This is a genomic window from Acinetobacter sp. FY731 (assembly GCF_059515905.1).
This window is the reverse complement of sequence record NZ_JCAKNB010000003.1, coordinates 234,276-254,979: the sequence shown is the minus strand read 5'-3', so window position 1 is coordinate 254,979 and position 20,704 is coordinate 234,276. Positions and strand designations below refer to the sequence as shown.

The 20,704-nt window shown below is 39.4% G+C and carries 18 protein-coding genes and 1 tRNA gene; 14 read left to right on the top strand and 5 right to left on the bottom strand.

Annotation, left to right across the window (positions count from 1 at the left end; genetic code table 11):
• The first annotated feature begins 9 nt into the window (after positions 1-9).
• Complete coding sequence (gene thrH, locus AC5YC8_RS05350) at positions 10-627, top strand: bifunctional phosphoserine phosphatase/homoserine phosphotransferase ThrH (protein ID WP_496163801.1); 618 nt, start codon at positions 10-12, stop codon at positions 625-627.
• Between the two features lie 56 nt (positions 628-683).
• Here thrH and AC5YC8_RS05345 read toward each other — a convergent pair whose 3' ends face one another.
• From AC5YC8_RS05345 to AC5YC8_RS05330, 4 genes are all read right to left on the bottom strand, one after another.
• Positions 684-1,823, bottom strand: a complete 1,140-nt coding sequence (locus AC5YC8_RS05345; protein ID WP_496163800.1) for an OmpP1/FadL family transporter — start codon at positions 1,821-1,823, stop codon at positions 684-686.
• Positions 1,824-2,131: 308 nt separating this feature from the next.
• Positions 2,132-3,337, bottom strand: a complete 1,206-nt coding sequence (locus tag AC5YC8_RS05340) for an OmpP1/FadL family transporter (protein WP_496163799.1) — start codon at positions 3,335-3,337, stop codon at positions 2,132-2,134.
• 399 nt (positions 3,338-3,736) lie between these two features.
• Positions 3,737-3,812: transfer RNA gene (locus AC5YC8_RS05335), tRNA-Arg, on the bottom strand.
• Between the two features lie 63 nt (positions 3,813-3,875).
• Complete coding sequence (locus AC5YC8_RS05330; RefSeq protein ID WP_496116526.1) at positions 3,876-5,228, bottom strand: amino acid permease; 1,353 nt, start codon at positions 5,226-5,228, stop codon at positions 3,876-3,878.
• A gap of 317 nt (positions 5,229-5,545) precedes the next feature.
• On the opposite strand from AC5YC8_RS05330, the gene prpF reads away from it, so the two are divergent.
• Positions 5,546-6,736, top strand: coding sequence for a 2-methylaconitate cis-trans isomerase PrpF (gene prpF / locus AC5YC8_RS05325; RefSeq protein WP_496163798.1), 1,191 nt, complete (start codon positions 5,546-5,548; stop codon positions 6,734-6,736).
• A gap of 207 nt (positions 6,737-6,943) precedes the next feature.
• Positions 6,944-7,852, top strand: coding sequence for a polyprenyl synthetase family protein (locus AC5YC8_RS05320; protein WP_496163797.1), 909 nt, complete (start codon positions 6,944-6,946; stop codon positions 7,850-7,852).
• A gap of 71 nt (positions 7,853-7,923) precedes the next feature.
• Here the strand turns inward: AC5YC8_RS05320 and AC5YC8_RS05315 are convergent, their stop codons facing one another.
• Entirely contained in the window at positions 7,924-8,280 is a 357-nt protein-coding gene (locus AC5YC8_RS05315) for a hypothetical protein (protein ID WP_496116521.1), read from the bottom strand.
• 476 nt (positions 8,281-8,756) lie between these two features.
• On the opposite strand from AC5YC8_RS05315, the gene ndhC reads away from it, so the two are divergent.
• From ndhC to nuoL, 11 genes are all read left to right on the top strand, one after another.
• Positions 8,757-9,305: an NADH-quinone oxidoreductase subunit A gene (gene ndhC, locus AC5YC8_RS05310; protein ID WP_496116520.1), complete on the top strand. Its 549-nt coding sequence runs from the start codon at positions 8,757-8,759 to the stop codon at positions 9,303-9,305.
• A gap of 6 nt (positions 9,306-9,311) precedes the next feature.
• A complete protein-coding gene (locus AC5YC8_RS05305) occupies positions 9,312-9,989 on the top strand; it encodes a NuoB/complex I 20 kDa subunit family protein (RefSeq protein WP_496116519.1) in 678 nt (225 codons plus the stop codon).
• Between the two features lie 86 nt (positions 9,990-10,075).
• Entirely contained in the window at positions 10,076-11,863 is a 1,788-nt protein-coding gene (gene nuoC / locus AC5YC8_RS05300) for an NADH-quinone oxidoreductase subunit C/D (RefSeq protein ID WP_496163796.1), read from the top strand.
• A gap of 14 nt (positions 11,864-11,877) precedes the next feature.
• The gene (gene nuoE, locus AC5YC8_RS05295) at positions 11,878-12,387 is read left to right on the top strand and encodes an NADH-quinone oxidoreductase subunit NuoE (protein ID WP_496116517.1); all 510 of its coding nucleotides are present in this window, start codon (positions 11,878-11,880) and stop codon (positions 12,385-12,387) included.
• Positions 12,384-13,712 carry an NADH-quinone oxidoreductase subunit NuoF gene (gene nuoF, locus AC5YC8_RS05290; RefSeq protein ID WP_496116515.1) on the top strand — a complete coding sequence of 443 codons (1,329 nt, stop codon included), beginning with the start codon at positions 12,384-12,386 and terminating at the stop codon, positions 13,710-13,712. The genes nuoE and nuoF overlap by 4 nt, the downstream gene beginning before the upstream one ends.
• Before the next feature lie 11 nt (positions 13,713-13,723).
• A complete protein-coding gene (gene nuoG, locus AC5YC8_RS05285; protein ID WP_496163795.1) occupies positions 13,724-16,405 on the top strand; it encodes an NADH-quinone oxidoreductase subunit NuoG in 2,682 nt (893 codons plus the stop codon).
• Positions 16,406-16,408: 3 nt separating this feature from the next.
• Entirely contained in the window at positions 16,409-17,425 is a 1,017-nt protein-coding gene (gene nuoH / locus AC5YC8_RS05280; RefSeq protein ID WP_496116513.1) for an NADH-quinone oxidoreductase subunit NuoH, read from the top strand.
• A gap of 18 nt (positions 17,426-17,443) precedes the next feature.
• Positions 17,444-17,986 (top strand): NADH-quinone oxidoreductase subunit NuoI, encoded by a 543-nt coding sequence (gene nuoI, locus AC5YC8_RS05275; protein WP_496116512.1) that lies wholly within the window; start codon positions 17,444-17,446, stop codon positions 17,984-17,986.
• Positions 17,986-18,504 carry an NADH-quinone oxidoreductase subunit J gene (nuoJ, locus tag AC5YC8_RS05270; RefSeq protein ID WP_496116601.1) on the top strand — a complete coding sequence of 173 codons (519 nt, stop codon included), beginning with the start codon at positions 17,986-17,988 and terminating at the stop codon, positions 18,502-18,504. Before nuoI ends, nuoJ begins: the two co-directional genes overlap by 1 nt.
• A complete protein-coding gene (gene nuoK / locus AC5YC8_RS05265; RefSeq protein WP_154772525.1) occupies positions 18,504-18,812 on the top strand; it encodes an NADH-quinone oxidoreductase subunit NuoK in 309 nt (102 codons plus the stop codon). Before nuoJ ends, nuoK begins: the two co-directional genes overlap by 1 nt.
• Positions 18,809-20,704, top strand: a complete 1,896-nt coding sequence (nuoL, locus tag AC5YC8_RS05260) for an NADH-quinone oxidoreductase subunit L (protein WP_496116511.1) — start codon at positions 18,809-18,811, stop codon at positions 20,702-20,704. Before nuoK ends, nuoL begins: the two co-directional genes overlap by 4 nt.

Here is a 20,704-nt window from a genome sequence, read left to right as displayed (position 1 = left end):
GGGAATACCATGGAAGTTGTTTGTCTTGATTTAGAAGGAGTTTTAGTTCCAGAAATTTGGATTAATTTTGCAAAGAAAACTAGAATTAAAGAACTAGAGGCAACAACACGTGATATTCCAGATTATGATGTGTTAATGACACAGCGCTTGAATATTTTAAAAGAGCATGGTTTAGGCATAAATGATATTCAAGATGTGATTGCAGAAATGGGACCTTTTGAAGGTGCGAAAGAATTTGTAGAGTGGGTGCGTACACACTTTCAGCTGATTATTTTGTCCGATACTTTTTATGAGTTTGCTCATCCATTAATGAAGCAATTGGGTTGGCCGACAATTTTCTGTCATAAATTAGAAACCAATGAAAGTGGCGTTATTACAAATTATAAACTTCGTCAACCAGATCAAAAACGTAAGGCGGTTCAAGCATTACATGGTCTAAATTTCCGTGTAATTGCAGCAGGTGATTCTTATAATGATACGACTATGCTTGGTGAAGCAGATGCGGGTTTCTTCTTTGATGCACCTGAAAATGTAATAGCGGAATTTCCTCAATTTCCACCAATAAATGGTTATGCCGCATTGAAAGAAGCCATTCGTAATGCATCAAACCGTGATATTCCTGCTTAATTTATACAAATAAAGCAATAAAAAAGGCGCATTAAGCGCCTTTTTTATATTGAAAATTAGAAACGGTAACCAATTTTCATACCGTAACCTATTGCATGGTTATTGGTAAACTCACCAACGTCTGTTGTACCTGTACGTGCAGTTGCATCACCTAACCAGAAGTATTTAACACCAGCTTGAATAAAGTAATTTTCAGCAGGGCTATATTGACCACCTAAACCAACACTCCAATAGCCTTCAGTTGGACCAAGTGTAGTAACAGGGTTGCCTGCACCAGAGTCATAACCTACAGCTGCAGTTGCAGCCCATTTACTATTAAATTTGTGTGATGCACCAATAGTTGCGGAATATTGGTCATCTGAATAAGAAATAAGATCTTGACCAAACTCACTTAACTTATTTGGGCTAACAACAAATTGATCCCAGTGTACCCAACGTAAATTAGCAAAAACTAAAGTATTTTGTGAAATGCCAGTTTGTAAGTCAATATTTACAGACTGAGGTGTAACAGCTTTAATATTCGAAATTGTTGTGAATGCAGGGCTTAAATTATGAGTTTCTGTAGATGTAGCATTATGTTCGATTTCTGAGCGGTAGGTAACCGCAGCTTTTAAAGCAATTTCAGGTTTTGAATATGCAAAACCAGCTGCCCAGCCATAAGCCTCTTTTTGGTCTACTTGGATGTTATAACCGCTAAGTGTTTGAGATGGATTTGATCCATATGCTGCACCACGTAACGAAATATCGGCTTTTACGGTTTGCCATACTGGACCAGCATAGAAATTCCAGTTCTCAGTTGGTTGGTAGCCAACTAAAGCTGTAATGTTATTTGTACGAACTTTTACACTAGTTCCTTCAGTACCATTGTTGAAAATTGAGCCATCTACAGCATATTGAGCATCTGCACCAAAAGGTTGGTCATATAATAGACCAAAAGAAATTTTATCTGTTGCTTGAACTTTTACAGCAGCAGAAGCAAAAACATAGTCATCACCCATGTCACTTACTTTATTTTTATTTGGGCTGTTATCAGTGCCTTTTACAGTTGGGTCTAATACAGAAAGACCTGCTTCAGCATAATTTCCTGGTTGTAAAAATGCAGAAATAGATTGACCTGAACGGTCTAAACCTGCAGCCATTGTGCATGGTGGGAGTGTTATTAGTGTAAGTGCAATATAAATTTTGTTGAGCTTCATGGTCTTCCCTGATGCTGTTTGTAACTAAATGTGGTGGAAAAGTAACATAAATAAAAAAAGAGTAAATACTCGGTTTGCTAAAAGATATTGACTTAAGAGATCAAAATTTAGCTCAACTAGAGTAAAAGACCTAAAAAATAAAGCTATGTTTATGATTATTCGATAAAATTATATGATTATTGAATTTGTTTGTTATTGAGTTTATTTGATTGAAAAATCAACAATTAAAATATGGCTGTATAGGTATTAAAATTTAAACAATAAAAAGACCATTCAAGTGAATGGTCTTTTTAATGATTTATATTTAATTAGAATTTATAACCAAATTTCAAGCCATAACCAATTGCATGGTTATCTTTGAATGTACCTACATAAGGAGAATTTGCAGTTAATGCATCAGTATTTCCTAGCCAGAAATATTTAATACCAGCTTGTACGAAATAGTTTTCAGCTGGACTATATTGACCACCTAAACCAAGACTCCAATAGCCCTTAGTGGGTCCAAGAGTTGTTACAGGGTCGCCAGCGCCAGAATCCCAGCCTACAGATACGTTAGCACCCCATTTTTCTGAAAATTTACGACCTACGCCTGCATTGATAGTCCATTGGTCTTTATTATATTCGACAAGATTTACGTGCTTTTGTAGTAAGGTTGCAGTTGCTTGACCAAAAGCATGAGGGCGAATAGCAAAACCATCCCAATTTACCCAACGTATATTGGCAAATGCAACTGTATTCTCAGCTATACCGGATTGGAGGTCTAGGTTTACAGATTGAGGGGTTTTAACTTCAGTACTACCTTGTGTAATTGCGGCATTACCAGGGGCGACAGGAAGTAAAATCTGTGATGATGAAGTACCAAATGTTTCTTGCGAATCTAAATTATGTTTGATTTTTGATCGGTATGTAAGGGATGCCTTTAACGCGATTTCTGGAATTTGATAAGCAAAACCTGCTGCCCAACCCCAAGCATCATTATTTTTCATTGTTGCATTGTAACGGTTATCTAGACCTGCTCCACCAAGTACGCTATATGCAGAGCCTCGTAAATGAACATCACCTTTCGCTTGTTGCCATACTGGGCCTGCATAAAAATTCCAATTCGCATTTGGTTGGAAGCCAACGAGCAACGTTAGGTTTTCAGTTGTTACTTCGGCAGAAGTACCTTCGCCATCGAGTGAAAAGGCAGAACTTGATAAATCATACTCAGCTTTTGCACCAAATGGTTGGTCAAATAATAAACCAACAGAAATATTATCAGTCGCTTGGATTTTTAAAGCAGCAGAAGCTGAGTGATAGCTTGAAGCCATGTCGCCAGTATTTTTACCACCTAGTGTTGTAGAAGCAGTACCTGAAACATTTGGGTCTAAAATCATTAAACCTGCTTCAGCATAGTTTCCAGGTTGTAAAAAAGCCGAAATTGATTGACCAGAGCGATCCATTGCTGCTGCAAAAGCACCAGTCATTGGTACAGTTGCAAGAATCATTGCTGTGCTAAGAGTTTTTAATTTCATTGTTCATTATCCCTTGAATGTAATACTCATCACTTTGTTGTTTAGTTTGTGGTGATTGGAGATAACGGCCTTTACAAACCGTAATCAAAAGTTACTCCATGCGACAAAAATATCACAATTAAAATAAGAGTAAATACTCTATAAAAATTTTATTGGGTGTTTTGTGCGCATGTTAGAGTTTAAGCTCTATTTTTTTTGTGTGTTTTGTATCTTAATTATTGAATTTTAATAGTTTATTTTTTGAACTATATGGTCGCAAAAAAAGAAAAAAAATATTAAAATTGTTGTAAATGTATTTTTAAGGTGCGTTTAAATGATGTATATGTCACATTTTGATGCGAGGTTTCAAGAAAGAGATAATTTTTATGTGAAATATTATTTATTAAAATAAATTAATGATGGTGCGCTCTGCGGGACTCGAACCCACGTCGGTCGCTTAGGAGGCAACTGCTCTATCCAGTTAAGCTAAGGGCGCAATAATAAAGATTTTATAAAAGAAATAAAAAAGTTACCACCGAGGTGATAACTTTTATAAAAATTAAGCTTTTCTATATAAGAGTTTAAATAGAATAAACATAATCATAATCCAAACTGGAATCATGATTACTGCACCCATAAGACCTTGTGTCCACATGATGTATAACACCACGCCAATGAATGCTAAAACAAGGTAATTACTTGCAGGAGACCAAAGAGCAGGGAATTTAGAAACCGTAGCTTCTTTGTTCATTGCTTGTTTGAACTTTAAGTGTGTTAAGCAGATCATTGCCCAGTTTAAAACTAGCGCACCAACAACAATATAAATTAAGTTGCTTAATGCTTCTTCTGGAGCGAAATAGTTAAGTAATACACAACCAAAAATAAGGAGCGCAGAGAATAAGACAGCAGGAACAGGAACACCTTGTTTACTTACTTTTGCAAAAATTTGAGGAGCATTTCCTTGTTTTGCTAAGCCAAAAAGCATACGACTGTTTGCATACATACCACTGTTATAAACAGAAAGAGCTGCTGTTAAAATAATAAAGTTAAGTAGGTGAGCTGCCCAACCAATTCCTAGTTGACTAAAAATCATCACAAATGGGCTTTTGTCTAAACCACCAAGTTCTAAATGATTCCATGGCACAAGAGATAAAAGAATAGTTAGTGAGCCGACATAGAACACAAGAATACGGAGCACAACTTGGTTAATTGCTTTAGGAATGGTTTTTTCTGGGTTTTCAGCTTCTGCTGCAGCCATACCAATTAGCTCAATACCACCAAAAGCAAACATCAAGAAAGCCAGCATATAGAATAAGCCTTCAAAGCCATGCGGGAAGAAACCGCCCTGAGTCCAAAGGTTGCTAAATGATGCAGTTGAGTCTGGTCCTGCAGTAAAGATTAGATATAAACCAAAGATGATCATAGCTACAACGGCAGTGACTTTAATAATAGAAAGCCAGAACTCAGATTCACCGTAGAACTTTACATTGCCTAAGTTAACAAGTGTAATCACGATAAAAAAGAATAAAACCGAAGCCCATGCAGGAATATGAGGCCACCAGTAATTAATATATTTTGCGACAGCGGTTAATTCGGTCATTGCCACAAGAATGTAAAGAATCCAGTAGTTCCAACCAGCAAGGAAACCAGGGAATTTACCCCAATATTTATAAGCAAAGTGACTAAACGAGCCTGCAACAGGTTCATGGACAATCATTTCGCCTAAATGACGCATAATTAAAAACGCGATTAAGCCACCAATCGCATAACCCAAAATAATTGATGGACCAGCGGATTGAATGACGTGAGCGGAGCCTAAGAATAAGCCCGTACCAATTGCACCACCCATGGCAATTAATTGGATATGACGGTTCTTTAAGCCACGCTGAAGTTCAGTAGTATTTTTATTCAAGTTTTTCAGCCCGACGATGAATAAGTGTTGAGATTGTAATAGATCGATTGCGTTTAGCCTAGTACAACGCTAAAAGTGAACTAAAGTTATGATATTGATGAAAAATATTTATAAATGAAGTGTTTAAAAAATACAATATAATCAATTAAATAAATTTAACCATGGGTTTAAATCACCAAAAAAATGGTCAAATTTTTTTTTGAGTATGTTGTTTTTTTATACTTAAGTACTGTATGCATACAACAAAATTAAAAACACGATATGCTTGTTCTGAAAAAAGGAAAAACTGTAATTATAAAGTTCTAAAGGATATTAAAATGAGTTTTGCAGCACAAATTAAAATTCCAGCAACTTACATGCGTGGCGGTACAAGTAAAGGGGTGTTTTTTAAATTAGATGATTTACCTACAGAAGCTCAAATTGCAGGAAAGTTAAGAGATCAAGTTTTACTACGTGTTATTGGTAGTCCAGATCCGTATGGAAAACAAATAGATGGCATGGGTGGGGCATCCTCAAGCACAAGTAAAACGGTTATTTTATCAAAAAGTACGCAACCCCATCATGATGTTGATTATTTGTTTGGTCAGGTTGCTATAGATAAGCCCTTTGTTGATTGGAGTGGTAATTGCGGTAACTTAACTGCGGCAGTGGGTGCTTTTGCTATTAGCAATGGTTTGGTTGATTCGAGTAAAATTCCAGAAAATGGTATTTGTACTGTACATATTTGGCAAAAGAATATTGAAAAAACAATTATAGCTCATATACCAATAACTAATGGGCAGGTTCAAGAAACGGGTGACTTTGAGTTAGATGGAGTGACGTTCCCAGCTGCAGAAGTGCAAATTGAATTTTTAGATCCCGCCGATGATGGTGAAGATGGGGGGGCGATGTTTCCAACAGGAAATTTAGTCGATACTTTAGATGTTCCCAACGTTGGAAAATATCAAGCGACTTTTATTAATGCCGGTATTCCTACAATATTTTTAAATGCAACAGAACTTGGTTTTGATGGAACAGAATTACAAGATGTGATTAATAGTGATGGGAAATTATTAGAAAAATTAGAAATCATTCGTGCTTATGGTGCAAAACACATGGGTTTAATTCAAGATGTTTCTGAAGCAGTAACTCGTCAACACACACCTAAGATAGCATTTGTATCACCTCCTAAAACGTATACATCTTCAAGTGCTAAGGTTGTTGAGGCTCAAGATGTAGATTTACTTGTGCGTGCTCTGTCTATGGGGAAACTTCATCACGCGATGATGGGAACTGCTGCTGTTGCAATAGGTACTGCTGCTGCAATACCTGGGACATTAGTAAATTTAGCTGCAGGTGGTGGTGCAAGAGAAGCTGTACGGTTTGGTCATCCATCTGGGACATTGCGTGTTGGAGCGCAGGTATTGCAAGAAAATGGTCAATGGATTGTTAAAAAAGCAGTCATGAGTCGAAGTGCTCGAGTTTTAATGGAGGGTTGGGTTCGAATTCCTGCTGATAGTTTGAAATAAGTAGTTGTTTAGAAAATACAAACACCTCTTAAATAGGGGTGTTTTTATTTACCAAGTTTAAAATAAAAAGTGAGTAGATAAGTCCATGGTGAATGTCGCAAAAAAAGGGTAAGAAGATCTATTTATATGTACAATAGCCAGCAGTTAAGTTGACTATATTGAAAGTAGTTAATTTACATCTGGATTTATAAAACGATAGAGGCTCACGTGTCATCATCAACAGATATACAGAATAATGTACTTTCCGCAGCACAGCAGCGCATTCAGCAAGATTTATTAACAGCTTTGGATGCATTTGCGATTCCTGAACCTCTCAAAGGGGCTGTGCATCATGCTGTTATGTTGGGTGGTAAGCGTGTTAGGCCTGCTTTGGTGTATGCAACAGCAGCGATAAAGCCAAACTCAAATTATGCGGCAGTGCGTCGTGCTGCTGTGGCTGTAGAACTTATTCACTGTTATTCATTAGCGCATGATGACCTACCTTGTATGGATAATGATTTATTACGTCGTGGTCAGCCAACGTGTCATGTTGCTTATGGTGAAGATACTGCTTTGCTTGCAGGTGATATTTTACAATCTATGGCATTTGAGATTTTAGGTAGTCGTTTGTTTGATCAAGGACCTGCTGTAGATGCATCAATTGTTTTGAAGCAAATGCAAATTTTGGCAACAGCATCTTCTAAAATGGTATGTGGTCAGGTTTTAGATATACAAGCAGAAGGGAAGCGTGTAGATCAGAATGCTTTGGAAAATATTCATCGCAATAAAACTGGTGCACTGATTTCAGCAGCAGTCATGATGTCTGCTGTGACTATTTTTGAAGGAGTGGATGTTGCACTTCCGAAGCTGCGTGAATATGCGCAATCAATTGGTTTAGCTTTTCAGGTTCAAGATGATATTTTAGATATTACTGCTGAAACGGAAGTGCTTGGTAAAACCGCAGGTAAAGATGAATTGGTGGAGAAATCAACTTATCCTGCACTTATGGGCTTAGATCAAGCTATTAAATATGCGAAACAATTACATGATCAGGCTTTTGCAACACTAGAGTATTTTGGTGATTCTGCTGAAGAATTGGTATCAATTTCAAAATTTTTATTAGATCGCAAAAGCTAAATTTTAAAAGCGAATGATATTTTTGAAATAAAAAAGCGTGCTATAGAAGCACGCTTTTTTATTTTCACTATTTACTCTGTAATTGTTGCGTCAGGAACAATAATTTTTTTACCATCTTTAATTGCCTGAAGTGCATCGGGGTCAAAATCGATGAGTAGTGAGTTGTCGGAGATATTAATAGCATATTTGCTAATGAGTTTTTTATCACCATTTAGCGTTTCAACTTTATATTCATCAGCAATATTTAGAATGCCATCTAAGTTGGTGGTAGATGATGCTTTATCATGACGGAACAATTCATAAATATCACGTAAATCAAAAATTGCATTTTCTGCATCTGGATGCTTGCTAATGTAGTTTTCAACATGGCGAATAATTAGCTGCGCGTATAAAAAATAGTTTGGTTTATAAGAAATATCTAACTTCATGTATTTTCGCCCTTATTGTTTGATTATTAATTGATTGATATAGAAATAGCACATTTATACTTAAGATTTAAACTGTTTCATTGTGGTTTTTCAAAATATTACAAAAAATAAAATAATATTAATTATTATTTAATGAGAATAATTATTAATTAATTTAAAGATAACCACCTTTTTGTTGGTTTTAAAATCATTATTTAATAATATTACTTAAAAAATACAAATTTTAACGTGGTGAAAATTAATTTACATATTATTTTTTTTAGGAATAGAAATGATTCAAAGCCTTATAACTGTGCTTAATTTTCTAAAAATATGGAAAATGATGAAAAAATCATCCAAAAGACTAAGCGTTATAAGCTAGCAAGTGAAATCATAAATCAGGTACAATTGGCGGGATTAATTTTGTGTTTGGTGTATTTGAAGGCCAATACATACATTCTTTGTTAATAAATAGGCCTGCCAGGAGTTATCCCCGCATGAGTGCCATTACTCCATACGAATGGGCAATTATTGCCTTCGTGATCGGCGTTACATTTTTATGCGTTTTTATGCTCACTGTCCCGTTACTCCTTGGGGGTAAGTCATGGGGGCGAGCTAAGCAAGAACAATTCGAGTCGGGTGTTGTAGGTGCCGGTGGTGCACGTATTCGCTTGTCTGCTAAATTCTATTTAGTCGCGATTTTCTTTGTTGTTTTCGACTTAGAGGCGCTTTATCTCTACGCATGGTCTACTTCAGTCCGTGAAGTAGGGTGGGTTGGTTTTGCTACAGCAGCTGTATTTATTTTAGTTTTACTTATCGGTTTGATTTACGAATTTTCAACTGGCGCACTTAACTGGGCACCATCTGATAAACGTAAAGCAGCAGGAATTAAAGCTAAAATTGGTTCCCCTAATATGGATATAGCTGAAATTACACGCTTTAATTCAATTGAAGAGTTGGTAGTAGACCCTACAGGTCAAATTCCAGCGCAATCTTCTGGTCGTGTGAAATCTAAAACACCGACTGCATCATCTGACAAGGAGTAATACGGGATGAAATACACCTTAACCCGTGCGAATCCGGATGCTGATCAATATCCACTTCAAGAGCGTCAAATCGTTACAGATCCGCTTGAAGAAGAAGTGAATAAAAATGTGTTCATGACTCGCTTAGAGGATTTGGCACATACAGCAGTAAACTGGGGACGTAAGAACTCAGTTTGGCCGTTCAACTTTGGTACATCTTGTTGCTACGTAGAGTACGCAACGACGTTAACAGGCGTGCACGATTTGTCACGTTTTGGTGCCGAAGTAATCCGTGCTTCACCACGTCAAGCCGATTTGATGATTGTTGCAGGTACTTGCTTTGTTAAGATGGCGCCAGTAATTCAGCGTTTATATGAACAAATGCTTGAACCAAAATGGGTTATTTCAATGGGTGCTTGTGCAAACTCGGGTGGTATGTACGATATCTACTCAGTTGTGCAAGGCGTAGATAAAATTATTCCAGTTGATGTCTATGTACCTGGTTGCCCACCACGCCCTGAAGCATTAATCCAAGCATTAATGTTGTTACAAGACCAAATTCAACTCGAGCGCCGCCCACTTTCAGCGGTGATTGGTGATGATCTTAAGCCAGTGTATAAGCCAAAGATGATGCCAGAACGTGATCGTAAGAATGCACAACGTATTGCTGTGAAAAACTTACGCTCGATGGATGAAATTAAATAATTTAAGTGACAAATTATTGATGCACCCGTACGGGTGTAATTGTCGTTTAAGTTGACTGAATTTGTATTAAATAGGAAGCCAAGCCAATGGCTGAAACTGACATTGCTATGCCAGAATCAACTCCAGTTGATTCACGCCCTGCATTTGCAATTGTAGAAGAGCTCAAAACCAAATTTGGTGAGAACTTCTATGTGCAAACGACTTTTGAAGATTTACCAACGGTCTGGGTTGAGCGCGCACGTGTACAAGACGTTTTAATGTTCTTGCGCAAAGTCGAACGTCCTTATGTGATGTTATTTGACTTATCTGCGGTAGATGAACGTTTACGTACGCATCGTGACGGTTTACCTGCATCTGACTTTACAGTGTTCTATCACTTGTTATCGTTAGAACGAAATAGTGATATTCGTATTAAAGTTGCGTTAAGTGAGAATGATGTAAATCTTCCTACTGCAACGAACATTTGGCCAAATGCCAACTGGTACGAGCGTGAAGCTTACGATATGTTTGGTATTAATTTCGAAGGGCATCCAATGCTCCGTCGTATTTTGTTACCTACATATTGGGAAGGTCACCCACTTCGTAAAGAATATTCTGCACGTGCGACTGAATATACACCGTACATGCAAAACCAAGCGAAACAAGATTTCGAACAAGAACATTTGCGTTTTGTACCCGAAGATTGGGGTCTAAAACGTGGAAATGACGATGAAGATTTCATGTTCTTGAACTTGGGTCCTAACCATCCATCTGCGCACGGTGCATTCCGTATTGTCTTGCAGTTAGATGGCGAAGAAGTAAAAGACTGTGTGCCTGATATTGGTTATCACCACCGTGGTGTGGAAAAGATGGCTGAGCGTCAAACTTGGCATTCATTTATTCCGTATACAGACCGTGTCGACTACCTAGGTGGTTGTGCTCAAAACATGCCTTATGTAATGGGTGTGGAGCAAATGGCAGGAATTACTGTTCCTGACCGTGCGCAATGTATCCGTGTAATGATGTCTGAATTGTTCCGTATTAATAACCACTTATTGTTTATTGGTACAGCAATTCAAGATGCTGGTGGTATGACACCAGTATTCTATATGTTCGCTGACCGTCAAAAAATCTATGATGCGATTGAAGCGATTACTGGTTACCGTATGCACCCAGCTTGGTTCCGTATTGGCGGTACTGCACACGATCTTCCAAACAACTGGCAGCATCTCATTCGCGAAATCCTAGATTGGATGCCAAAGCGTATGAACGAATACTACACAGCAGCATTGAAAAACTCAGTGTTCATTGGTCGTACTCGTAACGTTGCTCAGTACGATGCAAAATCTGCATTGGCTTGGGGTGTAACTGGTACAGGCTTACGTGCTACTGGTATCGATTTCGACGTTCGTAAATATCGCCCGTATAGCGGTTACGAAAACTACGACTTCGATGTGCCATTAGAGTACGAGGGTGATGCTTATGCACGTGTGATGGTTCATTTCCGTGAAATTGAAGAATCACTAAAAATCATTAAGCAATGTTTAGATAACATGCCTTCTGGTGCATATAAAGCAGATCATCCACTGGCTGTTCCACCACCAAAAGATAAGACATTACAAGATATTGAAACTCTAATTACGCACTTCTTGAGCGTATCTTGGGGTCCTGTAATGCCTGCAGGTGAAGCATCTGTAATGGCTGAAGTGGTAAAAGGTGCGTCTAACTACTACTTGACTTCTGATAAGTCAACAATGAGTTACCGTACTCGTATTCGTACACCAACTTTCACGCATTTACAGCAAATGCCTTCTGTGATTAACGGCAGCTTAATGTCTGACTTAATCATTTATTTAGCGACAATTGACGTCGTAATGGCTGACGTGGATCGCTAAGGGGTAAACGCATTATGATGATTTTGACAGATAAAAAACCACGTGTGACGGTTGAAGGAATTTTAACTTCGGAAGAAATTCATGACATCGAACACCACATTGGTCACTATCCGTACCCACGTGCTGCATGTTTAGATGCATTGAAGTGTGTACAACGCCGTAATGGTTGGGTAGATGATGCGCAAATGAATGCAATTGCTCAAATGTTAAGTATGACAGTTGCAGATTTAGAGGGTGTTGCTACTTTCTATAACCGCATTTATCGCCAACCTGTAGGTCGCAACGTAATTTTATTATGTGATTCAATTGCATGCTTCTTAATGGGCGCGGAAACTTTAGCAGAAGCTTTTCAACGCGAATTAGGTATTTCATTTGGTCAAACAACCGCTGATGGTCGTTTCACTATTTTACCAATTTGTTGTTTAGGTAACTGTGACAAAGGTCCAACCTTAATGATTAATGAAGATACCCACGGTTTAGTGGAAGTTTCTTCAGTTAAACAGTTATTGGAGAAGTATGTATGAATACTGAACCAAAACCAATTTATGGCGACGGCAACCCAGAAACTCACCCATTAACATGGCGCTTGAGTAAACAGGAAGCAGTACGCAGTGCAGACGATTACGAAGCTTTAGAAGGTTATGCAGGCTTTAAAAAAGCATTAGGCATGAAACCTGCTGAAGTACTAGATGTAATTAAAGCTGCAACTGTAAAAGGTCGTGGTGGTGCAGGTTTCCCAGCGGGGATTAAATGGTCATTGATGGCGCCAAATGATGGTGGTCCTCGTTACCTAATCTGTAATGCCGATGAAATGGAACCAGGTACTTTCAAAGACCGTTTGTTGATGGAAAAGCTTCCACATCAATTGATCGAAGGTATGTTGATTGCAGGCTATACGCTTGAAGCAACACAAGGTTATATCTTCATTCGTGGTGAATACATCGAAGCTGCTGCTTATTTAAATGAAGCATTAGAGCAAATTCGTGCAAAAGGTTACTTAGGTGAAAACATCCTAGGTACTGGTTGGAACTTTGATTTACACGTACATACTGGTGCGGGTCGTTATATTTGTGGTGAAGAAACTGCATTAATTAACTCGCTTGAAGGTCGTCGTGCAAACCCTCGTACTAAACCACCATTCCCACAAGTTGCTGGTGCTTGGGGTCGTCCTACTATCGTAAACAACGTAGAGACGTACAACAACTTACCTGCAATTATGCTTCGTGGTCCTGAATGGTACATCGGTTTATCTGAAGGTAAGTCGAAAGATCCAGGTACGAAAATTTACGGTGCATCAGGTAAAGTTAAATTCCCAGGTTTATGGGAACTTCCATTTGGTACAACTGCGCGCGAAGTGATTGAAGATCATGCTGGTGGTATGCGTGATGGTTTAACGCTTAAAGCATGGTTACCAGGTGGTGCTTCGACTGACTTCTTAGCTGCTGAACATATCGATTTACCAATGGATGCGGAAACAATCATGAAAGCGGGTTCTCGTTTAGGAACTTGTTTGTTGATGGTTGTTGACCAAACTCAATGTATGGTTTCGGCAACACGTAACTTAGAAGAATTCTTTGCACGTGAATCTTGTGGTTTCTGTACACCATGTCGTGATGGTTTACCTTGGGCTGTTAAAGCGCTTAAAGCACTTGAAGATGGCACAGGTAAGAAAGAAGATATCGATCACTTACAAGAACTAACTCGTAAGCTTTGGATTGGTAAAACTTTCTGTGCTCACGCACCAGGTGCGATGGAACCGCTTATGGGCGCACTCAAACATTTCCGTGGCGAATTTGAAGCAAAAGTAGTGAATGCTGCTGCTCAAATTAGCAACGTAGAACAAGCTTAAGGAATTCGACTATGGCTACAATTCATGTCGATGGCAAATCGTATGAAGTCGATGGTTCAGAGAACTTGCTACAAGCATGTTTGTCTTTGGGTATTGATATTCCATACTTTTGTTGGCATCCATCCTTAGGTTCTGTCGGTTCTTGCCGTCAATGTGCTGTGACCCAATATGCGAACCCGGAAGATACACGTGGTCGCTTGGTTATGTCATGTATGACGCCTGCGTCTGACAATACCTATATTTCGATTGAAGACAAAGAAGCAAAAGATTTCCGTGCTTCTATTGTTGAATTTTTAATGACAAACCACCCACACGACTGTCCAGTATGTGAAGAAGGTGGTCATTGTCATTTACAAGATATGACTGTGATGACACAGCATGATCGTCGTCGCTACCGTTTCACAAAACGTACGCATTACAACCAAGAGCTAGGCTCATTCATTTCTCATGAAATGAACCGTTGTATCGCATGTTACCGTTGTGTTCGTTACTACAAAGATTATGCCGGTGGTACAGACTTTGGCGTGTATGCAAATGCTTCACGTGTTTACTTTGGTCGTCCAGAATCAGGCACTTTAGAATCTGAATTCTCTGGTAACTTGACTGAAGTATGCCCAACAGGTGTATTCACAGATAAAACTCATTCTGAACGCTATAACCGTAAATGGGACATGCAGTATGCGCCAAGCGTATGCCAAGGCTGTTCTTCAGGTTGTAACATTTCACCGGGTGAGCGTTATGGTGAATTACGTCGTGTAGAAAACCGTTTCAACGGTGAAGTAAACCAATACTTCCTATGCGATAAAGGTCGTTTCGGTACAGGTTATGTGAATAAAGCTGATCGTCCTCGTCAACCACAATTCCGTAATGGTGATAATGTAACTACAGTTTCTGTAGATCAAGCGCTTGATACGGTAATTGAAAATATCCAAGGCAAAAAAGTATTGGGTATTGGTTCACCACGTGCATCTCTTGAATCTAACTTCGCACTTCGTGAATTAGTAGGTCAAGAAAACTATTCAACAGGTATGTCTCAAAAAGAACAAAGCCTTGTTGAGTTAGCTGCTTCAATTATGCAAACAGAGGGTGTTTATAACCCTGGTATGCGTGAAATTGAAAGCTATGATGCTGTGTTAATTCTGGGTGAAGACTTAACTCAAACTGCGCCACGTATGGCTTTATCTGTTCGCCAAGCTGCGAAAAATAAAGGCAAAGAAATGGCAGCAGAGAAACGTACTCAGGAATGGTTGGCAGAGCCTGTACAACGTATTGCTCAAGATGCTAAATCTCCGATTTACATTTTAGCTGCAACGCAAACACGTTTAGCTGATGTTGCTGCAGGTGAAGTTGTTGCTTCTCCTAACGATATCGCACGTTTAGGTTTTGCTGTTGCTGCTGGCGTGAAAGGTGAAGCGATACTTGGTTTAGATGATGATGCGAAAGCATTTGCTCAAACCATTGCTGACACATTAAAAGCTGCGAAAAAACCATTGATTATCTCTGGTACAAGCTTACAAGATGCTGCCATTATGGAAGCTGCTGCACAAGTTGCACAGAACCTTGGTAATGCAGGTCTTACATTGACTGTTCCTGAAGTGAACTCAATGGGCTTAGCAATTTTAGGTGGTAACAGCTTAGAGCAAGCATTTGCACAAGATTATGATGCAATTATTGTTGTTGAAAATGACCTTTACCGTCGTTTACCAGCGAAACAAGTAGATGCAGCTTTAGCAAAAGCGAAAGATGTTATTGTGCTTGATCATGCTGAAACAGCAACTGTGAAGAAAGCATCTGTTGTTCTTTCTGCTGCAAGCTTCGCTGAAGGTGATGGTACTGTTGTATCTCAAGAAGGCCGTGCACAACGTTTCTACCAAGTGTATGACCCAAGCTACTACAAACCTGAACTTGCAATCAAAGAATCTTGGCGCTGGTTACACGCTTTAGAAACAGGCGTGAAAGGCAAAGCGATTTCTTGGACTGTTCTTGATGATGTGATTGAAACAGTTGCGAAAAACGTACCTGCTTTAGAAGCAATTCAAGATGTAGCACCAGATGCTGGCTTCCGTGTACATGGTCTTAAAGTTGCGCGTGAACCACGTCGTTACTCAGGTCGTACATCTATGCGTGCGCCATTGTCTATTCATGAGCCTAAACAACCTACGGATAAAGATTCTGCATTAACATTCTCTATGGAAGGTTATGTAGGTAATCAAACTCCATCTCCGCTTGTACCATTTGCATGGTCTGCAGGTTGGAACTCTCCACAAGCTTGGAACAAATTCCAAGATAAAGTGGGTGGCTCATTGAAAGGTGGTGATTCAGGTATTCGTTTATTTGATCGTTTGGCTAAACGTCCTGCGCGTACTTTCATAGCTCCAGCACCTGTGCTTGTGAATGCTGAAAGTTTCCGCCTTGTACCTATGCATCATATCTTTGGTTCTGGTGAATTTACTGTTAAAACACCTGCAATGGAATCGCGTATTCCTGATGCGGTATTTGCAGTAGGTGAGCAAGATGCTGCACGTTTAAATGTGAAAGATGGTCAAACAATTACTGTTAAAGCAGGGGAAACTTCAATTGTTCTTCCTGTGCAAGTAATTGAATACTTACCAACAGGTTATATTGGTTACCCAATTGGTCTAGCACCAACGGTATCTCTTGCAGAGCCTGTTTCAGTCGCGGTAGGAGTGTAATTCATGGAACAAGAATTAATCCGTCAAACGCCGATTTGGGCTGAAAACTGGCCAATTGCCTATTCAGTTCTGCAAGCGATTGTAATCTTACTTGTTGTCGTATTGATTGCAGCTTTGATGTCGTTTATTGAGCGTCGTTTACTGGGCTTATGGCAAGACCGTTATGGTCCGAACCGTGTAGGTCCAGGTGGTATGTTCCAGATTGTTGCCGACATGCTTAAAATCATGTTCAAAGAAGACTGGACACCAAAATTCGCAGACAAATTAACATTCCGTATGGCTCCAGCAGTTGCGATGGCAACTGCGGTGCTATCGTTCATGGTTATTCCTGTATCACCTTATTTAGGTGTTGCAGATATGAGCATTGGCTTATTGTTCTTTATGGCAATGGCGGGTATTGCAGTATATGCAGTACTTTTCGGTGGTTGGGCATCAAATAACAAATATGCGTTGCTTGGTGGTTTACGTTCTGCAGCTCAAACTATTTCTTACGAAGTATTCTTGGGTATTTCACTTATGGGTGTGGTTGCAATTGCAGGCTCATTTAACATGCGTGAAATTGTAGAAGCTCAAAAAGATGTTTGGTTTGTAATTCCTCAATTCTTAGGTTTCTTAATCTTTGTAGTTGCAGGTGTTGCGGTAACTCACCGTCATCCATTTGACCAACCTGAAGCTGAACAAGAATTGGCAGAAGGTTACCACGTAGAATACGGTGGTATGAAATGGGGTATGTTCTTCGTTGCAGAATATGTAAACGTTGTTCTTATTTCAGCACTGATCGTAACTTTGTTCTTTGGTGGTTGGTTAGCGCCATTCAACTTAGATATTCCATTCATTCCAGCTGCGTTCTGGTTCATTATTAAAACAGCATTCTTTGTAATGATGTTTGTATTGGCACGTGGTTCATTAATGCGTCCACGTTATGACCAAGTAATGAATTTTGGTTGGAAAATTTGCTTGCCATTGGCATTGGTAAACCTTTTGGTTACTGGTGCTGTGATTCTAATGAATCAGGCCTAAGACAGCAGGGAGAATAAAATGTTTAAGTTTCTAGCTGGATTTGGGTCAATCGTTCGTTCGTTATTCATGGTATTTAGCCATGTGACACGTAAACGTGACACCATTTTATATCCGGAAGTGAAAGCCGAAGATATCGTACCGCCACGTTTCCGTGGTCGTATCGTGTTAACACGTGACCCAGATGGTGAAGAGCGTTGTGTTGCTTGTAACTTATGTGCGGTTGCTTGCCCAGTAGGTTGTATTTCACTACAAAAAGCAGAAAAAGAAGATGGTCGTTGGTATCCGGAGTTTTTCCGTATCAACTTCTCGCGTTGTATTTTCTGCGGTATGTGTGAAGAAGCATGTCCAACGACTGCAATTCAAATGACACCTGATTTCGAATTAGGTGAGTATGTGCGTCAAGACCTTGTATATGAGAAAGAAAACTTACTTATCTCAGGTCCTGGTAAATATCCTGACTATAACTTCTACCGTGTAACAGGTATGGCTGTTGCTGGTAAAGATAAAGGTCAAGCGCAACGTGAAAGTGCGCCAGTTGATGTACGGAGTCTATTACCATGATGTGGCCATTTTACTTGATGGCACTTGTGGCCATTGTCTCTACAGTTCGTGTTGTAACAAACACGAACCCGGTACACGCTTTACTAAGCTTGATCGTGTCATTACTTGCTGTTGCAGGTATGTTCATGATTGTTGGTGCACCATTTGCTGGTGCGCTTGAAATTATTGTTTATGCTGGCGCGATCATGGTGTTATTCGTGTTCGTGGTGATGATGCTTAACCTTGGTCAACATACCGTTGAGCAAGAAAGTAAATGGTTGGCATCATCTGCATGGGCTTATCCGGCATTAATGAGTTTCTTAATGGGCTTGTTACTTGTTTGGATGCTTGGTTCAGACTACACACAAAGTGTAGCGCTTATGGGACAGGAAATTGTTGGTCCTAAAGCGGTTGGTCAAGCGCTCTTTACTCACTACCTATTATTGGTTGAAGTTGCCGCAATGTTATTGTTAGCTGCATTAGTTGCTGCTTTCCATATCGGTAAACGTGATCCAAGTGCTGAAGAGGAAAAAGAATAATGGGCCACATCCCTTTAGAACATGGTTTGATCGTTGCGACCATTCTTTTTGCACTTGGTTTTTACGGTGTAATGGTTCGACGCAATCTATTGTTTATTTTAATGAGCCTTGAAATCATGATGAACGCTGCTGCTTTGGCGTTTGTATTGGCAGGTAGTGCATGGGCACAACCAGATGGTCAAATCATGTTCATCTTGATCTTAACGCTTGCTGCGGCAGAGGCGTGTATCGGTCTTGCGATCGTGCTTCAGTTTTACCATCGCTTCCATCATTTGGATGTGGATGCTGCTAGTGAGATGCGCGGATGAGTTATTTATATTTAACAGTATTATTTCCGCTCATTGGTTTTATCCTTTTAGCGGCAGGACGTAACAAACTTCCTGAAAATATTGCAGCAATTATTGGTGTGGGTTCTGTTGGACTTTCAGCTTTATTTGCACTTATTGCTGGTGTCGACTTTGTAAATAATGGCTCGGTAGCAACAACTCAGTACCTTTGGACTTGGTTCAATGTTGCAGGTTTTGCACCAGAATTTAGCTTACATTTAGACGGTCTATCATTATTGATGATGGGCATGATCACAGGTGTGGGTTTCTTAATTCACATCTTTGCATCATGGTATATGCGTGGTGAAGAAGACTTCGCACGTTTCTTCTCATACTTCAACTTATTCGTAACAAGCATGTTGCTTCTTGTATTAGGCGACAACTTAGCATTGTTATTCTTGGGTTGGGAAGGCGTTGGTCTTTGCTCATACTTGCTTATTGGTTACTACTACCAAACACCTGCAAACGGTTTTGCTGCAATTAAAGCATTCACTGTAACTCGTGTTGGTGATGTATTCTTACTGATCGCATTGTTTTTGTTATATCAACAATTCGGTACATTAAATACACAATTTATTGTAGATAACGCTGCAAATGTGATGACACAAAGTTCATCTATTACCATTTGGACAGCTTTAATGTTGTTCTTGGGTGCTGCTGGTAAATCTGCTCAAATTCCATTGCAAACTTGGCTTGCAGATGCGATGGCTGGTCCTACACCAGTATCTGCATTGATCCATGCTGCAACAATGGTTACAGCAGGTGTTTACCTATGTTGCCGTATGTTCTCAGTATTTGAACTTGCGCCAGAAGTGATGTTATTCATTTCTATTACAGGTGCGGTGACATTGTTGGTTGCTGGTTTTGCTGCATTGGTTCAAACAGACATCAAACGTATTTTGGCGTACTCAACAATGAGTCAGCTCGGTTATATGTTTATGGCTGTTGGTGCTGAAGCGTACCAAGCTGGTCTATTCCACATGCTTACTCACGCATTCTTCAAGGCATTATTATTCTTGTCTTCAGGTGCGGTGATTCTTGCTTACCATCACGAACAAAACATTTTCAAAATGGGTGGTTTGTTCAAGCGTAATAAATTCTTATTTGCTTGTTTCGCGATTGGTGGTGGTGCATTGGCAGCGATTCCATTCTTAACGATTGGTTTCTTCTCTAAAGATGCAATCTTAGCTGCAGTTTGGACACAAAGTCATATTGCAGGTATTCCACTTTACAACTGCTTATATTGGGCAGGTGTTGCTGGTGCATTCTTAACGTCTATTTATACATTCCGTTTAATTTGGGTTGTATTCTTTGGCGAAGAGAAAACTGCATACCATGAAATTAAAGGTGTAACTTACTGGTTGCCTTTATCAATTCTTGCTGTGCTTTCTACTGGTGTTGCAATTGTATTGAAAGCACCTGTAATGAGCATTCTAGATGCTGCTCACATTCCTGCATTTATTATTCCTGAAGCTTTAGAAGCAGGTGCACATGGCGCTGAATATGTCGCTACTGCAATTGCACTTACAGGTTTAGTGGTTGGTATTATCTTATTTGCTTTTGCATACAAAGCAGTTCAAGCATTTACACGTACTTGCTTGGGTGCTGGTCTGGTAAATATCTGTCGCAATGCGCTTGGTTTCGATGCGTTATATGACCTTGTGTTTGTAAAACCATATTTGTTCTTCGCGAAGCTTGTTGGTCGTGATCCAATTGATGGTTTGTGGTTAGTACTACCAGCTATTGTGAAAGGTGGTAATAGCTTTACAAGTTCACGTCAAACAGGTTCTTTACGCGAATATGCATCAAGCATGGCTTTAGGCATTATTGTGTTATTGATGATTTTGATCGTGACTCAGGTTGTGGGGAAATAA

Excerpts from the sequence above, each read along its gene's own strand:
- thrH (WP_496163801.1), top strand. The coding sequence starts at position 10 with ATGGAAGTTGTTTGTCTTGATTTAGAAGGAGTTTTAGTTCCAGAAATT.
- AC5YC8_RS05345 (WP_496163800.1), bottom strand. The coding sequence starts at position 1,823 with ATGAAGCTCAACAAAATTTATATTGCACTTACACTAATAACACTCCCA.
- AC5YC8_RS05340 (WP_496163799.1), bottom strand. The coding sequence starts at position 3,337 with ATGAAATTAAAAACTCTTAGCACAGCAATGATTCTTGCAACTGTACCA.
- prpF (WP_496163798.1), top strand. The coding sequence starts at position 5,546 with ATGAGTTTTGCAGCACAAATTAAAATTCCAGCAACTTACATGCGTGGC.
- AC5YC8_RS05315 (WP_496116521.1), bottom strand. The coding sequence starts at position 8,280 with ATGAAGTTAGATATTTCTTATAAACCAAACTATTTTTTATACGCGCAG.
- ndhC (WP_496116520.1), top strand. The coding sequence starts at position 8,757 with ATGAGTGCCATTACTCCATACGAATGGGCAATTATTGCCTTCGTGATC.
- AC5YC8_RS05305 (WP_496116519.1), top strand. The coding sequence starts at position 9,312 with ATGAAATACACCTTAACCCGTGCGAATCCGGATGCTGATCAATATCCA.
- nuoC (WP_496163796.1), top strand. The coding sequence starts at position 10,076 with ATGGCTGAAACTGACATTGCTATGCCAGAATCAACTCCAGTTGATTCA.
- nuoE (WP_496116517.1), top strand. The coding sequence starts at position 11,878 with ATGATGATTTTGACAGATAAAAAACCACGTGTGACGGTTGAAGGAATT.
- nuoF (WP_496116515.1), top strand. The coding sequence starts at position 12,384 with ATGAATACTGAACCAAAACCAATTTATGGCGACGGCAACCCAGAAACT.
- nuoG (WP_496163795.1), top strand. The coding sequence starts at position 13,724 with ATGGCTACAATTCATGTCGATGGCAAATCGTATGAAGTCGATGGTTCA.
- nuoH (WP_496116513.1), top strand. The coding sequence starts at position 16,409 with ATGGAACAAGAATTAATCCGTCAAACGCCGATTTGGGCTGAAAACTGG.
- nuoI (WP_496116512.1), top strand. The coding sequence starts at position 17,444 with ATGTTTAAGTTTCTAGCTGGATTTGGGTCAATCGTTCGTTCGTTATTC.
- nuoJ (WP_496116601.1), top strand. The coding sequence starts at position 17,986 with ATGTGGCCATTTTACTTGATGGCACTTGTGGCCATTGTCTCTACAGTT.
- nuoK (WP_154772525.1), top strand. The coding sequence starts at position 18,504 with ATGGGCCACATCCCTTTAGAACATGGTTTGATCGTTGCGACCATTCTT.
- nuoL (WP_496116511.1), top strand. The coding sequence starts at position 18,809 with ATGAGTTATTTATATTTAACAGTATTATTTCCGCTCATTGGTTTTATC.